General features: G+C 28.5%; 18 protein-coding genes. All 18 read left to right on the forward strand.

Annotation, left to right across the window (positions count from 1 at the left end):
• Positions 1 to 66 precede the first annotated feature (66 nt).
• Positions 67 to 1266, forward strand: a complete 1200-nt coding sequence (locus SJY27_RS08480) for a YCF48-related protein (RefSeq protein WP_397447832.1) — start codon at positions 67 to 69, stop codon at positions 1264 to 1266.
• 265 nt (positions 1267 to 1531) lie between these two features.
• Entirely contained in the window at positions 1532 to 2092 is a 561-nt protein-coding gene (locus SJY27_RS08485) for a hypothetical protein (protein WP_397447831.1), read from the forward strand.
• Between the two features lie 336 nt (positions 2093 to 2428).
• Positions 2429 to 2797 (forward strand): hypothetical protein, encoded by a 369-nt coding sequence (locus tag SJY27_RS08490; protein ID WP_397447833.1) that lies wholly within the window; start codon positions 2429 to 2431, stop codon positions 2795 to 2797.
• Positions 2798 to 3019: 222 nt separating this feature from the next.
• On the forward strand, positions 3020 to 3652 hold the full coding sequence (locus SJY27_RS08495; RefSeq protein ID WP_397447834.1) for a tetratricopeptide repeat protein: 633 nt from the start codon (positions 3020 to 3022) through the stop codon (positions 3650 to 3652).
• A 78-nt stretch (positions 3653 to 3730) separates the two neighbouring features.
• The gene (locus SJY27_RS08500; protein ID WP_397447835.1) at positions 3731 to 4249 is read left to right on the forward strand and encodes a hypothetical protein; all 519 of its coding nucleotides are present in this window, start codon (positions 3731 to 3733) and stop codon (positions 4247 to 4249) included.
• 226 nt (positions 4250 to 4475) lie between these two features.
• Positions 4476 to 5159: a hypothetical protein gene (locus SJY27_RS08505; protein ID WP_397447751.1), complete on the forward strand. Its 684-nt coding sequence runs from the start codon at positions 4476 to 4478 to the stop codon at positions 5157 to 5159.
• 382 nt (positions 5160 to 5541) lie between these two features.
• Positions 5542 to 5928: a hypothetical protein gene (locus SJY27_RS08510; protein ID WP_397447836.1), complete on the forward strand. Its 387-nt coding sequence runs from the start codon at positions 5542 to 5544 to the stop codon at positions 5926 to 5928.
• 173 nt (positions 5929 to 6101) lie between these two features.
• Entirely contained in the window at positions 6102 to 6710 is a 609-nt protein-coding gene (locus SJY27_RS08515; protein WP_397447793.1) for a hypothetical protein, read from the forward strand.
• Between the two features lie 145 nt (positions 6711 to 6855).
• Entirely contained in the window at positions 6856 to 7524 is a 669-nt protein-coding gene (locus SJY27_RS08520) for a hypothetical protein (protein ID WP_397447837.1), read from the forward strand.
• Positions 7525 to 7667: 143 nt separating this feature from the next.
• Positions 7668 to 8105 (forward strand): hypothetical protein, encoded by a 438-nt coding sequence (locus SJY27_RS08525; protein WP_397447838.1) that lies wholly within the window; start codon positions 7668 to 7670, stop codon positions 8103 to 8105.
• Positions 8106 to 8271: 166 nt separating this feature from the next.
• The gene (locus SJY27_RS08530; RefSeq protein WP_397447839.1) at positions 8272 to 8910 is read left to right on the forward strand and encodes a hypothetical protein; all 639 of its coding nucleotides are present in this window, start codon (positions 8272 to 8274) and stop codon (positions 8908 to 8910) included.
• A 668-nt stretch (positions 8911 to 9578) separates the two neighbouring features.
• Positions 9579 to 9782 (forward strand): hypothetical protein, encoded by a 204-nt coding sequence (locus SJY27_RS08535; protein WP_397447840.1) that lies wholly within the window; start codon positions 9579 to 9581, stop codon positions 9780 to 9782.
• A gap of 10 nt (positions 9783 to 9792) precedes the next feature.
• Positions 9793 to 10341, forward strand: coding sequence for a hypothetical protein (locus SJY27_RS08540; RefSeq protein WP_397447841.1), 549 nt, complete (start codon positions 9793 to 9795; stop codon positions 10339 to 10341).
• Positions 10342 to 11432: 1091 nt separating this feature from the next.
• A complete protein-coding gene (locus SJY27_RS08545) occupies positions 11433 to 11948 on the forward strand; it encodes a hypothetical protein (protein WP_397447842.1) in 516 nt (171 codons plus the stop codon).
• Between the two features lie 150 nt (positions 11949 to 12098).
• A complete protein-coding gene (locus SJY27_RS08550; RefSeq protein WP_397447843.1) occupies positions 12099 to 12557 on the forward strand; it encodes a hypothetical protein in 459 nt (152 codons plus the stop codon).
• A gap of 251 nt (positions 12558 to 12808) precedes the next feature.
• Positions 12809 to 13384 (forward strand): DUF4870 domain-containing protein, encoded by a 576-nt coding sequence (locus SJY27_RS08555; RefSeq protein WP_397447799.1) that lies wholly within the window; start codon positions 12809 to 12811, stop codon positions 13382 to 13384.
• 186 nt (positions 13385 to 13570) lie between these two features.
• Complete coding sequence (locus SJY27_RS08560) at positions 13571 to 14839, forward strand: T9SS type A sorting domain-containing protein (RefSeq protein WP_397447844.1); 1269 nt, start codon at positions 13571 to 13573, stop codon at positions 14837 to 14839.
• 622 nt (positions 14840 to 15461) lie between these two features.
• Positions 15462 to 16034 carry a hypothetical protein gene (locus SJY27_RS08565; RefSeq protein WP_397447845.1) on the forward strand — a complete coding sequence of 191 codons (573 nt, stop codon included), beginning with the start codon at positions 15462 to 15464 and terminating at the stop codon, positions 16032 to 16034.
• Positions 16035 to 16062 lie beyond the last annotated feature (28 nt).

Here is a 16062-nt window from a genome sequence, read left to right on the forward strand (position 1 = left end):
TAAACTAAATAAAACGCAACAAAGCTTATACCAAAACGTTAGCAAACATTAATCAAAAATATAACGATGAAAAAAACAAAAATATTTACAATTTTTATTTTATTTAGTATTACTGCCCTTGCACAAGAATGGAATATTCAACACGAAGAGCCAGGTGGAAATCGATTAAGGTCAGTTTCTATGGTAACTGAAAATATTGGCTATGCTGCAGGTGAAAATGGTAAAATATTAAAAACCACTGATGGTGAAACTTGGACGGATATATCACTTAGCACATCTACTTATATTTTTTCTATACATTTTATTGATGCCAATACAGGTTATATTGCAGGTAGTGGTGGTATGTTAAAAAAAACTATTGACGGAGGTTCAAATTGGGTAGACCAACAAATTCAAACAGATAAAAGCTTAATGTGTGTTAGTTTTTTGAATCAAAATTTAGGGTTTGTTGTCGGTCGGAACGGTACAATTTTAAAAACTAATGATGGAGGAGCAAATTGGGTGAACCTTACGAATCTAAACTTCAGCAAACATATAAATGATGTTCACATTATTGATTCTGACATTATTTATCTCGCTACTGATAGTAGTCTTGGGAGCGATAGTCTTAGAAAATCTACTGATGGAGGTCAAAATTGGGTGTCATTGCAAACAAATATCGATAGTCCATCTCCTGCTGTTCACTTTACTGATGTAGATAATGGTACTATTATAGGTACATTAGGTAGATTATCTCGAACAACTGATGGTGGGAACAATTGGCAACAACAGAATAGCAATACACGTTGGGATTTACATTCTGTAAGTTTTATCGATAACAATAACGGTTACGTCACAGGGCATTTAGGTACAATTCGAAAAACAACTGATGGAGGACTTAATTGGGAAGCTGAATCAAGTGGTACTAATAATATATTATATTCAGTTCAAATGATTGGAAACTCAATATATGTCGTTGGGACACAATCTGTAGTGCTGAAAAAAGTTAGTGAAAGTTTGTCTATAAATGAGAATTCTATAAGTAATAAAATATTAATATACCCAACAATTACGAGTGGTAAAATAGAAGTATCTACAAGTTTACAACAAACTTCATCGTCAATAAAAATAATTAATTTACACGGAAAGTTAGTTCAGTCTATAAATCTAAACTTAGCAAAGAGTAAAACTATTACTCTTAATCCAACCTTGCAGAATGGCTTATACTTTGTTAGAATCTCAATGAATAATTCAATAATTTCAAAAAAAATTATACTAAAAAAATAATTGATAATTTTTAAAATGGGAATTTCAGAATTTATAATAAAAATAAAATAACGTTTGCTAACAATGGCTATAAGTAATTGCTTGTTCTCGCCTAGTTCTGAAAATCTTCGCGGATTTTCAGGTTCGTGTGTACTTGCAAAGTTGAGTGCTAACCCACGCAACTACTCATAGCCGAGACCGTTGTGCGTAAGCTGTCAGACCAACAAAAATTGTTTTTAACTTCAAATGTTTTGAAATTTAAAAACGAAAAATTTATAGGAATTTAATGTTGAAAATAACTAAATCTGAAATAAAATTATTAACTGGTATTGGAGTTTTGATTTTAGTGGTTGACATTTTATTAATGAAATATTGGGTTGAAACTATAAAACCTGACCCATTTATATCTTTTACAGCTAAATCTTACAGACCTTATATATTTATCGGAAATATTATAATCGGATTTTTTACATTCTTTGTAAAAAAAAGGATTTCGATTTTATTTATTGCAAACACAATTGTCTGTTATTTAATTTTCTCGTTTTTTTGGAATTCTTGGATTGAAAATCATCCTTATTCACAAACGAATTATCACTTTAAAATTAAAAACAGGAATTTACGATTAGACATTTCTGAAAATCCAAATACTTACGGAATTTATGAATTAAACCCAAACCCAACTGATTCTCTGAAAATAATAGAAATGGGAATGAATGAAAAAAAAGGAGATAGTATTATATTAAAATGGTGGAAACAAGGAGAAAATTTTGAAATGTATTTTTACAATAATAAATTAATTGGATTTCCAGAAAATCCGAAAGAAATTGAATTAAAGAAAGAGGAATAAAAGCCTACGCACAACACAGTATAAACTTTATTGCTGCTAAATTTTTCCTTCGGAAAAATACGCAGGCACAAATTTGTTTAATTTTTGCTTACTTTTAGCTTAATTAAACGCAACAAAGCTTATACCAAAACGTTGTAATTAATTGCTCAGGAAAATCCTAATGTTGAAAAAAATTGAAATAATTCTAAAGGTTACTATACAAAAATGGAATTTATAAAATCTAGAATAAATATACTCTATTTCTGTCTGTATCTTACTGAAAGAACAATGCACTTTGCTTTTAACAAAATCAATGTTTTTTTATTACTATATAAAATACCCCATATAAAAAAGAGAATGAAAAATAAATATGGCATAGAAAACCCTTTGGAATTTTACAACGACTTTTGGACAAATAAAGAATATGGCTTCAGTCAAAATTTTGTTTTTGGAGCATTTTTAGGAATAATTTCAATATTAATTTTAACTTTAGGTATACATATTAATAAACTGTTTGAATTAAAAATAATATTTGAAAGTTATCATTTGATAATTTTAATATTACTTTCTTTTATACTTAGTAATTTATTAGTGTATAATAACAAAACTTATTTGGAGTACTTTAAAAAATTTGAAAAGTGGTCTGTAAAGAGAAAAATAATGAATGTTGTTTTATGCTATTTATTTATCTTTTTTGTTTTCAGATTATTTATATTAAGCATATAACATCAGAAATGAATTAAAAAATTTAGGATTTATAAATTAGATTAATCTAATGTTTCACAACTAATTACAACACCGTACAAAATTAATTGCTTGCTTTTTGCTTACTTTCGAAAATCCTCGCGGATTTTCTTTGTTAGTTTTTATTTACTAACTTTATTGCTTAAACACAGCAACTAATCTTGTACAACAACGTTGTACACAATTAAAAACCAGAATTATAGAATGAAATTTTATTTAATTGTTATTTTATTTTCAGTATTAATTTCTTGCAAATCTGAAAATAATTCGAACGAAAAGAACAGTTTAAAAAACAAAAAAGGAAATATTGATTTATATATTACCGGAGAAAAATTTGAAACTAAAAAGTCTGAAAAGTTGAATTCAGAAGGAATTGAACTTTCGAAAAAAAACGAATATAAAAAAGCCGAAAAAATCTTTTTAAACGCTCTGAAAATAGAACCCAATAATTCTATAATTCTGAACAATTTGGGGAATGTCAAAAAGTTTCAAAATGAATATGAAGAGTCTATAAAATATTATGAAAAATCATTACTTGTATCAGATTCATTATATTTAAATTCTGCTCTTAATATTGGAATTGTATCTTATCAAACTGAAAATTATAATAAAAGTTTAAGTTTATTGGAATATGTAATATCTAAAAGTAATAATTTGAAATTAACAGAAATTGCATATTATAATTTAGTGCTTGTTTATCTAAAACAAAACGAATGTGAGAAAGCAAAAACCGAATTGAAAAAATATGAAAATATATTTAAAGATAAATTTCAATTTGTAAAACAATATGAATATTTAAAGTCTGAAATAAAAAACTGTGTACAACACCGTATATAATTTATTGCTTGCTTATTGCCCACTTGCGAAAGTCCTCGCGGACTTTCTTGGTCGGTAATTATTTACTAAATTAGTTTCTTGAAACACGCAACAAACCATATACAACAACGTTGGCAACAAGCACAAAACTGCACGTTGAAAAAAGAATATTCTGAAAAAATGAAACTGAAAACTATAATACTAACTATGGGAATTTTATCATTTTTATTTGGTTGTAAAACCGAAAAAAAACACAAAGATAAACAAGGAAATGAAATCATTGAAAAAGGAGATGAAACATTTATAATCCCTGCAGAATATGAAAAGACTGGAACATCATATAAAATCTTTTTAAGGAATGAAACTGGAAAACCTGTAACGATTAAAGACAAGTTTACCTTAAAGTCGAATGAAGAGAAAATAATCGAATTTGTAGATACAGATTCAATTTCGTTTGACATTGGACCACAAATTTATTTTGGAGAAAATGGACTTGAAGTAGATGACAAAAAAGGTGAATTAGCAGGGATTGGAGGTGAATATTGGGAAAAATATAATGTTCCTAAAGATGTTGAATACGGATTTGTTATAGTTCCAGAAGGCGAAGGAGATTTATAAACAGAATAAAAGCCAGTTGCCAACACCGTATAAAAAAAATTGCTAAATTAGTGCTTAACCAAAGTTAGTTGCATTTTTTGCTACTTCTGAATTTCCTTCGGAAATTCCTCGCACACAAAAAACGCAACTTTCTTTATACAACAACGTTAGTGGTAAGGCAAAACGAAACGATTTGTTGAGTTAGAACATTGAATCCAAGAAACTCAAGAATATTTAAAATTTTAATATGAAAATGAATAATTTTTTTAGGGGATTTAATTGGTGGTTATTTTCATCAGCAATTATATCATTTGTACTTATATTATGTATTAATTTGTGGTTTTCTAATATGCCAGAAATATTTGAAAATGCAAGTATAATTGGTGATATAAATACTGCTTTATTATGTTCATATTTAGCTGCATATATTTTTTATTTAATTACTTCTTATTATGCAGAATTTAAAAATAGAAAAAACTCAAAAATTCCATTATCCTATCATTTAAATGAAATTTTAAACACACACAATAATTATTTAAAAGCAATAAATTTAGCCATAAAAAAAGATTTCCTTGAATTAAAAGAAAAGGAGAAACGTAATAGTCTTAGTTTATTAAAAATTGGAGATTTACCTCCAAAAATCCATCCAAGTATAACACTTAATATGCCTAAAACGTGGAATGACTATCTAACTTGGCATAGAGAAGTTCAAGAGGGTAGTATTAGAAAAGTTTATGATCGCTACGCATTTATAATGGAAAATGAATTGAGTGACATTTTAAGTCAAATTGAAAATTCTAAATTTCACGAAGAAATTAATAAAGCTTATCAACGTCCTGATATTTTTCAAAATCTGAATTCATTATTTAAACCAATGCAGGAATACATTACTTTTTTTGAAAGACTGAAAAATTATATAGAGAGAATGTAAAGCCCTACCACTAACAACATATATAATTTATTGCTAGTTTTTTGCTTACTTACGAAAATCCTCGCGGATTTTCTTTGTCAGTAATTATTTACTAACTTTAATACTTAAACAACGCAACAAACCATATACAAACACGTTGTGCATAATGTCCAAAAACCGCAGAAAATAAATGAAAAACCTGAATGGAACTTGGCTAAAGATTAAAACGGGAGACGACTATTGTTGACCAGAATTTATTGAATTCAATAACGACCAAATCATTCATTTTGAACTTGAATTAAAAAGCGGAAATGAATTATCAAAAGTCCGAACTGAATGGATTGAGAAACTTTCCGAATCAAAATATGAATTCGTAAATGACAATCGAATACGATTATTCAGAATGGGAAAAACTCACACTGTGTTGAGCGAAACTGAATCTAAAACAGAGGATGCTGAATTTGCAACTGATTATGAAAGAATTGAACCAACCAAAACGGAACTTGAATCTGAAAAAATTGAGACGCTCGAATTCAAAGCACAGTGGAATAAAGAGAAAATACCATTAACGTTCAACAAAATTTTGGATAGTCCAGTAATCCAAGAAATGAACAAAAGAATGAAAAGAAATGGACGGAAATTAATTTTAGAAAATTTGCAAGGAACTTATTTCGCATCAATTTTCGAAAATGACGAACGAGAAACACTAATTGGAATAAAGGAAATTGACGAGAAAAAGGCAATTCTATTTGGTTTCCCAGAAAAACCATACGAAATTAAAGCTGAATAAAAACACTATGCACAACACCGTATATAATTTATTGCTAGTTCCAGCCTACTTACGAAAATCCTCGCGGATTTTCTATTCGGTTTTTATTTGCTAAATTAGGTGCTTAAACCACGCAACAAACCATATACAACAACGTTAGCAACTATTTAGGACGAAAATTACGTTTGAATAAAATGAATGAAATTTTATATAAAACTAAACCAAGATTAATTCTTTCAGGAGGACTTTTCTCTAGTTTCATTTTCAGTTTTGTATTTATGCTTTTTTGTCTTCAAGTTTCAACTGGGGAAAATAAAATCGTTGGTTATCTCTTTGTAGCTATTTTCTCTTTATTTTCTATTTTATGTTTGTATCAATTAATTAAAATCAAAATATTGAAAATATCTAAAAATGGAATAGAAATAAAAAAATATTTACTTCCTCAAAAAAGGAATTTAAAGTTTGAAGAAATAAAAACCATAAAACAAAGTGAAGTAAAAACAAGAATTTATCCAGGAGTGAATATGTTTGAGAAAGGATATTTGTTATATAATTATAAGACTACAATCTCTTTGAAAAATTCAGAAAACATTGAACTAATGAGTTTGAGTGAGACTGACTTTTATGAAGTTGAAAAACTTTTTTTTAAACTTAAAAGAAAAGAAGGAAAAATAAGAAAAATTGAGAATAAATTTTCTCTAACTCTTTTCATACTTGAGAATATAGGAACATTAATTTTTATAATAATTATTAACATTTTGAGTATTGGATTATTAGTTGAAATAATAAAAAACAGTTGCTAACACCGTACAAAATTAATTGCTTGTTTTTTGCCTACTTACGAAAATCCTCGCGGATTTTCTTTGTTAGTAATTATTTAGTAAATTTAGTGCTTAAACCACGCAACTAACCTTGTACAAACACGTTATGTGCAATATGACCAAAACGATGAAAAATACTATCTTTTTAATCCTGTTCTTAATTTCGAGTGTTGGATTTTCTCAAAATATATTTAAGAAAGAAATTCAACTGCGAAAATCAAATAAGATTAAGGAAACATCTTTTTACATTAAATATCCGAAAGGAAAAAAACACCTGAAGAAAATTGAAATTTATGACAGAAACGGACTTCTGATTGAATTAAAAAAGTTTGACGAAAATGAAAATGTTGCAGAACGACTGACTTTTGAATACCCAAATGACCAAACCAGAATTTTGACTGAATACGATAAGAACGATAGTTTAGTCACTTCTTACAATCAGAAATTTGATTCGAGCAACATTTTAGAACCTAATAAAAGAAAAAGCGATAGCAAAAAGTTTAAATACAAATACGATAAAGAGGGAAATCTTACAGAAGTATGGCGATTGGACTTAAAAAAACCTCTAATCCAAACAGAAAATTTTTACAACGAACAGAATAGACTTGTTAAGCAACGACTTCTGATTTTTGAAATGTTCCCTAAAAAATATTACTATCTGACAACTGAATACAAACTTGATGAAGATGGTAATATCTTGGAAATTAAATCTATAAAAAACGGAAAGAAGAAAAATACAGAAACAAGAGAACACAAAAAAATACAGCACATAACAATGTGTATAATTCATTGCTAGTTATAGCTTACTTACGAAAGTCCTCGCGGACTTTCTATCTGTGATTTATTTGCTAACTTTAGTGCTTAAACACGCAACGAAATCATACACTAGACCGTTACCTGTAATACGCTTGACGAAAACCTGAAACCAATAAATTGACAATGGAATTTTCAAAAAACTATAATGAATTAGGAAAAATTATCGTGAAAAAATTACGAGATGAAAATTTTGAATTCTATGAAAAAAGCAGAGACTATGGTAAATCTATGTCTCAAAAGAAATATTCTGAATTACCAAAAAATAAAAATTTACTGCCCGAATTTCAAAAACTCCAAGATGAAAGGTTTGAATTTTTTAATTCTTTGACTGAAAAGCAAACTGAAACCTTGAATAGAATAATTTTGAATATTTTAGACTCTACAGCTTTTAATCTATTGAGAGAGGTTGAAGAAAATTTAGGAGAAAATGAAAGTATTGGAATGACAATAAATGGGGAAAAAATTGAGGATATAAATTCAGAATTTTTATCTGGAACTTTATTTGGAGAATATTTTTTGTGGGTTGAAAAGAACAGTAAATTTGGAGAATTTCAACAATAAGTGAAAAAAGTACTACAGGTAACACTGTATAAATTTTATTGCTGCTAAATTTTTCCTTCGGAAAAATACGCAGGCACAAAGTTGTTTAATAAATTGCTTACTTTTAGCATAACAAAAACGCAACAAACCTTATACAAAAACGTTGGCAACAAGCAAAAAATGAAGAATGGAATTGATAAGTAAAGATGGTTATGGAATTTTTGAAAGAGAAAATTCTGTGTTTTATAGTACAGGGGAAAACTTTTACGAATATAATTTTATTGAAATAACTGAAATTACAAAAGAATATTATTTAGAAAAAAAATACGGAAAAGAAAATCAATTTTGGAAACAACCATTTGACGAATTTATTAAATTGAAAAACGAAAATTTTATTACTACTTTTTACCAAGAAGACGAAATGAGACTTCATAAGAAAAATGGAGAAATAGTTAAGAAATTTGAAAAAATAAGGTCACCACACAGAATGGGAATATATGGAATGGCAATAGATAAAAATGAAAATTTATGGATAGCTGTTCCAGTTGAACATTTCGTTGGAAAATTTAATATTGAAACAGAGAGAGAAATCTTCTCAATATCTGGAAAGGAATTAGAACCCACAATTTTTGACCATCCTGAATATGTAACTGCAATAAATGATTTTATTTATGTTTCAGATATGGGAAATAGAAGAATAGTAAAAATTAATATTCACAATCATAAAATAACTGATTATAAGAAGTTAAATGAACGAATTTATTATTTTAATCAGGTAAATGGAAAAAATATTTATCAATTAGAAAGCGGAATTTACTTTGAATAAAAAAAGCCAGTTGCCAACACCGTGTAAAAAAAATTGCTGGTAAAAGCCTACTTACGAAAATCCTATCGGATTTTCTTGGTTCGTGTTTTATTTAGTAACTTTATTGCTTGGAAACACGCAAATTTCCTTACACAACAACGTTAGTATACATTGGCGAATTACCTCATCAAACTTCTTGATTGCTTAACGGTTTTATGGCTTTCTTGGGCTAAGTGAAGCAACTAAAAGCTACCCTATTTTTGTTCTTGTAAACCAAATACTTTAAAAAAAAGTGATCAAATCTGTTCGCAAGTAATTCGTGTGATTAAATCCCTTTTTTTTTTCGAGTTGTTTAATAACGCAACTTAACAAAGGAAAGGCTTTCTTTAATTAACTTAGTGAAAACTAGCAATGGCTTAAAATTGTTTTTTCAAATCTCAACGAAAGCAACACTCCTAATCTCAATGTTGTGAAGAAGAAAAAAAACAATTTTAATCTGCCCATTTGGAAAATTAATTAGGCTATATTTAGCCAACGAATACTAACCTGCTGTATAATTAATTACTGCTTATTGCCTACTTGCGAAATATTTTTCTAAGATTTTTTTTAATCATTATCAAGAAAATAGTATCTTTAAAAAACGTAACTAACCATACAACCCGTACGTTACCACACATTTGAACGCAACATTGAAAATAATACTCAAAATCATCGGACTAATAATTCTATTGATATTTCTATACTTTATAGAGTCTATTATTTTCTGGATGATTTTTGGAGAAGGCGGACAAGCAAGTAGTATGATGGATAATGGATTGACAAAATTAATTATGTATGTTATTCCGTTTATAATTGTTGGTGGAATTGCATTCAAAGTGTATAAGAAAGACTAGAACGACCGAATTGAAAATCCTGAAAAAAATATTATTAGTAATTGGAGTTTTAGCAATAGTCGGATTTGCTATAATTTGGGATATTGCGGATAGAGGACAATTCTATTCTAAACATATTCCGACTGACGAGCTAAATGAATTTTATATGCACAAAACGTCTGAACAACAGGAAAAGGCGTTTGAGAAAAATTTCGGATTTGGAAAATATAAATTTCCACGAGAACACGTTGCGAAAATAACGTTGTTTAAGAATGACTTTTTGACCAGTCGTTTGACTTCCAAAACTGTGTCGGACTTGAATAAGGCTGATTTAATTACATTTTTCAACAATCCGAGCAATTTCGATTGGTCAGAGACTACTTGGAGTTTATCTGAATCAGAATATATTTTGAGGTTTTATAATAAAGAAAATAAGGAAATAGGAAAGGTTTGGCTCTATTTGGAAGGTTGTGGAATGACTGAATCGGAACCATTCTCACCGAATATGAAATACGGAGGATTAAGTGAAATTGGAAAAGAGAATCTGAATTTCATACTGAACGAAATATTAACTGAATAAAAAACGTGTGGTAACACCGTGTATAATTAATTGCTAGGTCACTGCCGACTTACGAAAATTCCGCTGGAATTTTCTATCCGTAATTATTTGCTATCTTAGTTGCTGAAACACGCAACTAACCATACACCGAACCGTTGTAAATAATGCGTGAATCCACTCAGACTCTTGAAAGTTGGAGTTTTAAAAATGGTGGAATTTGAGCAAATTGTGTGAATTTTGAAACACTCTAAAAATGGAATTTAAAAATTGCTGAACAGACTCTCGATAACCTTGAATTTTGAATAAAACGAGAATTAAAAATGTTGGAATTTACTCAAACTCGGAATTGCAAAACATAGGAATCTTAGCAAAACGTGTGAATGAAAAAATGGAATTTAGCATCTTGTGGAATTGAAAATCTTTGCGGAATTTTCTCTCAAACTCTGAATTTATACAAAATTGAAAACAAAATGAATTATAAATCTTAAAAAAAGCACTATTTACAACAATGCCTATATTTAATTGCTGCTTTATTTTTCCTTCGGAAAAATACGCAGGCACAAAGTTGTTTGACTTTTTTTGCTTATTTTTAGCTAAACTAAACCGCAACTAAAACATAGCCTAGAACGTTATGTTTTATTGCTCAGGAAAATCTAAACGCAGGAAAAAAATGCTGAACACTCTCTCGCGAATTTTAAAAAATCAAATCAAAGCGGAAATTTTACGCGGGAATTTTCTCTACTTTGGAATTCTTGACGTTTTGGGAAAAAATTAATTGGGGAAAATATCGCGCGAATTAAAAATCAAAGCAGAATCTAAACGTAACAATTAACTCTAAAAAAGGAATTTAACAGAAATAATAAATAAAAAAAGCTCAAAAAAGGAAATTAAAAATAGGAAAAAAAATGAAAACGGAATCTGAACTTGCTTACTCAAACGTATCACAACAAAACATAACACCGTGTAAAATTTATTTCTTTTTATGGTTTTTCTTACGAAAAACCTCGGAAACGCTAAAGTTTTAGTTTAATAAACTATTTTTTTCGCTAAATTTACGCAACAAATTATACACATAAACGTTCTACGCAATTTGCCAAAAATACCGCTGAAAAATGAAAACCGAAAAAATAATTTATGAAACTAAACCGAAAATAATTAGTCTTTATGGAGTTCTTTTTTTGTTTTTAATTGGAACATATTTCGTTTATACTTCTGAATCATTGACAATCAAAATTTTTATGGGTGGAATTTTTTTATTCGCACTAATTTTTGGAATGATTAGAAATTATCTTGCAAACGGAATTATAATTACTGAAAATAAAATAGAATTACTGAAAACGAATATGACTGGAAAAACTGAATCTGAATTTATTAATTTTTCTGAAATTAAAAGCATAAAATATAATCAAGGTCAATATAGAAAAGACAGCGCAATTTATTTAAAGAGAAAACTGAATTCGGAACTGAAAGTTCCTATTCCTGTTAATTCATTTGAATTTGGTCAAGTTTTAAAGTTTTTAAACGGAAAAGGAATTGAAATTAATTTAGTTCATTCTGACCAGGAATTACGAATGTTTATAGACGGTAAAATAACTGAATTTCCAATGACGAATGAAAAAACTGCGTAGAACACCGTATATAATTTATTGCTGGCTTCTTGCCTACTTGCGAAAATCCTCGCGGATTTTCTTTGTCAGTAATTATTTACTAAATTAGTTATTTGAAACACGCAACAAACCATATACAACAACGTTGTAAAACATTAAAAAACAGAACCTATGAAAAAATACACTTTAAGTTTAATAATTTTATTTTTAGTAATTAGTTGTTCTTTGGAATCAAAATTCAGCTTGCCGAATGATGAAAATATTAATCCTGAATTAATTGGAGAATGGTATAATGGAAAAGATAACGATGAAAAACTTACCATCATAAAACACGGAGAAAAAACTTATAAGTTACTGATTAAGGACAAGGAAAAAACTGATGAAATAATTTCTTTCTCAAAAACAATAAGAGGTTTTGAAATTATGAATCTGAAAACAGAATACAAAAACAAAATCACCAATGTTTTTTATGGTTTTAAAGTTGAGGGAAACACTCTAATCTTTTATGAAGTTAATAAGAAATTGAGAAATAAAGAATTCGAATCTGAAACTGAACTTTTGGATTTTTTCAAAGAGAATATAAATAAAGATGATTTTTTTATAAATCCAACCGAATTAATCCGAAAATAAAAAACGTTTTACAACACCGTATATAATTTATTGCTAGCTCTAGCCTACTTACGAAAATCCTCGCGGATTTTCTATTCGGTTTTAATTTGCTAAATTACGTGCTAAACCACGCAACGAACCATATACAAAAACGTTGTGTGTCATACTGAAAAACAGCACTTTGACACTAATGACGTAAGAATGACATAGTAAAGACGCTATCAATATGATAAAAAGGAAATACTTTTACTTTGAATAAAAAACATATTGAAATGAATAATTTGAATTTAGCAGAAAGAGTAAAAGAATTAAGAAAAAGAAAAGGAATTTCCCAAGAAAATTTAGCGGAAAAATCTGGTTTAAGTTTAAGAACTATCCAGAGAATTGAGAATAATGAGACAATTCCTAGAGGAGATACTTTAAAAAGACTAGCTGTTGCATTAGATACATCACCTGATGAACTAATAGACTGGAAAATAAAAGAAGATAGAAACTATTTGTCTTTAATGAATCTCTCTACTCTGGGGTTTTTATTTTTTCCATTACTTGGAATAATAATTCCTTTAATAATGTGGACTTTTAAAAAAGACAAGGTAAAAGGTGTAAACGAATTAGGAAAATCAATATTGAATTTTCAAATATCTTGGTGTCTTTCATTATTCTTATGTTACATCTTTATATTTGGGAAAATATTTTTATTCAGAGGAGGAATGTCGAGTATTTTTATAGTTTATATTCCAATAATAATTCTTTATGGATATAACGTAGTAATAATAATATTTAACACAATAAGAATTAATAGTAACAAAACATTTCAGTATAGACCAGCATTAAAATTGTTGAGATAAAAAGTACGTCACACAACAACATATATAATTTATTGCTTGCTTCTTGCTTACTTGCGAAAATCCTCGCGGATTTTCTTTGTCAGTAATTATTTACTAAATTACGTGCTTTAACCACGCAACAAATCATATATAAACACGTTGGCAGTAATGAAAAAGGAATGTTATTAATTATTAAAAAAACTGAATATGAAAAAGATAATATTTATTGTGTTTTTTCTATTTATAATAACTTTAGAAGGGAATTCGCAATGTTGGCAAAGTATTTCAACAGGAGATAATCACATTCTAGCTGTTAAAAAAGATGGAACATTGTGGGCGTGGGGAAGTAATAATTATGGAAAGTGTGGACCGAATTTTCAAAATTATACTAACATACCTACACAAGTTGGTAACGAAAATAACTGGCAAAAAACATCTGCTGGATTTTATCATTCTATGGTAACTAAAACTAATGATAAATTATATGGTTGGGGAATAAATTGGGAAGGAGAGATAGGCATTGGTACTAGTGGATTAGACTATAGTATTATTAATTACTATTCTCCAGTAAGTAATCATATTTGGTCTTCTGTCTCTGCTGGTTATGATTTCACTATAGCAATAAAATCAGATGGGACATTATGGAATTGGGGAGATGGTATTTTAGTTCCAACACAAATTGGAAATGATAGTGATTGGGATAAAATTGCAAGTGGAAGTAGTAAAAAATGTTTTGCTATTAAAACAGATGGAACTTTATGGACATGGAGACCAAATTATTACAATATGACACAAATTGGAATTAGTAATAATTGGCAAGTTATAACCAATTCTTATGGTATTAAAACTGATGGAACTTTATGGGAAATTCCTTGGGAAATATCAGAAACACCTGTTCAGATAGGTACTGAAAATAATTGGATGTCTATTTATAAGGGCTATTCTTCAGGTCATCAATTAGCTATAAAATTAGATGGAACTTTATGGGCTTGGGGTGGAAACAATTATGGTGAATTAGGTGATGGAACCAATATAAGTAAAACAGACCCTATACAAATTGGCTCAAATTCAGATTGGACTTTCATTTCTGCAGGAGAAAGATATTCTTTGGCATTGAATTCAAGTGGAGAACTATGGACTTGGGGAGCAAATTTTTATGGTCAACTTGGTGACGGAAGTTTCACTGATAAAAATATACCAACTTTAATTAATTGTCCATCATTAAGCTTGACAAATATAAATACCAAAAATATTATTAAATTATATCCTGACCCAATAAAGAATTTATTAAATATAAATACTAGAAATATTAATGTTATTAGTCAAATCCTAATTTCAGATATAACAGGAAAAACAATAATAGAAGTAAATAAAAATATTACTCAAATAAATATTGAAAAACTTAGAACCGGAATTTATTTTGTTTTTTTCACAGCAGAAAAAGGCAATTACATAGGGAAATTTATAAAAAACTAAAAAACACTACTGCCAACACCGTATAAAATTAATTGCTAGTGCAAGCCTACTTACGAAAGTCCTCGCGGACTTTCTTTGTCAGTAATTATTTACTAACTTTACTGCAAAACCAACGCAACAAATCTTATACAACAACGTTGTAAATAATGCGTGAATCCACTCAGACTCTTGAAAGTTGGAGTTTTAAAAATGGTGGAATTTGAGCAAATTGTGTGAATTTTGAAACGCTCTAAAAATGGAATTTAAAAATTGCTGAATAGACTCTCGATAACCTTGAATTTTGAATAAATTGAGAATTAAAAATGTTGGAATTTACTCAAACTCGGAATTGCAAAACGTGGGAATCTTAGCAAAACGTGTGAATGAAAAAATGGAATTTAGCATCTTGTGGAATTGAAAATCTTTGCGGAATTTTCTCTCAAACTCTGAATTTGGACAAAATTGAAAACAAAATGAATTATAAATCTTAAAAAAAGCACTATTTACAACAATGCCTATATTTAATTGCTGCTTTATTTTTCCTTCGGAAAAATACGCAGGCACAAAGTTGTTTGACTTTTTTTGCTTATTTTTAGCTAAACAAAACCGCAACTAAAACATAGCCTAAAACGTTGTAAACAATATGAGGAAAATCCTGACAGCCATATTAATTTTGACTTTTTCAGTCACTTTTTCACAAACCGATGAGGATTTGACTGAAATAATTGAATTGGTAATTGCGGAATATCAGAATGACACAATAATTGTAAATAACAGATTTAATAATGACGAATTATTATCTGCTCTTGATGATGCGAAAAGCCGAAAAGATTCTAAAATTCACGATAAGTACAAAACCGAATTAGACTCAAATGGAATTGACCCAAATTGGGAAATAAAAACGGCTGAAATGTATGAAGATTCTGTAACTGTTCAAATTGAAAACATAAAAGTGAAATTTTTTCCTGCAATTACGCTTTTAGACAAAAAAGACAATAAACGAATTAGGCGTTACACAAAAACAAAATTAAAAAAGAATAAAAAAAAACCTGTAGCATTTATTTCATTTCCTCTAATTTCAACTGACCGAAAAAGAGCAATTGTTTATGGTTCTTATATTTGTGGTGGACTTTGTGGAAGTGGTGGAGTTTTTTATTTGGAAAAAATAAAAGGAAAATGGAAAATGATAGAATATGAAAGAAGATGGATTGCATAAAAATACTGTTTACAACACCGTATATAAT

The sequence above is a fragment of the Polaribacter sp. R77954 genome, from assembly GCF_044595335.1.
In the GTDB taxonomy this organism is placed as follows: Bacteria; Bacteroidota; Bacteroidia; order Flavobacteriales; family Flavobacteriaceae; genus Polaribacter.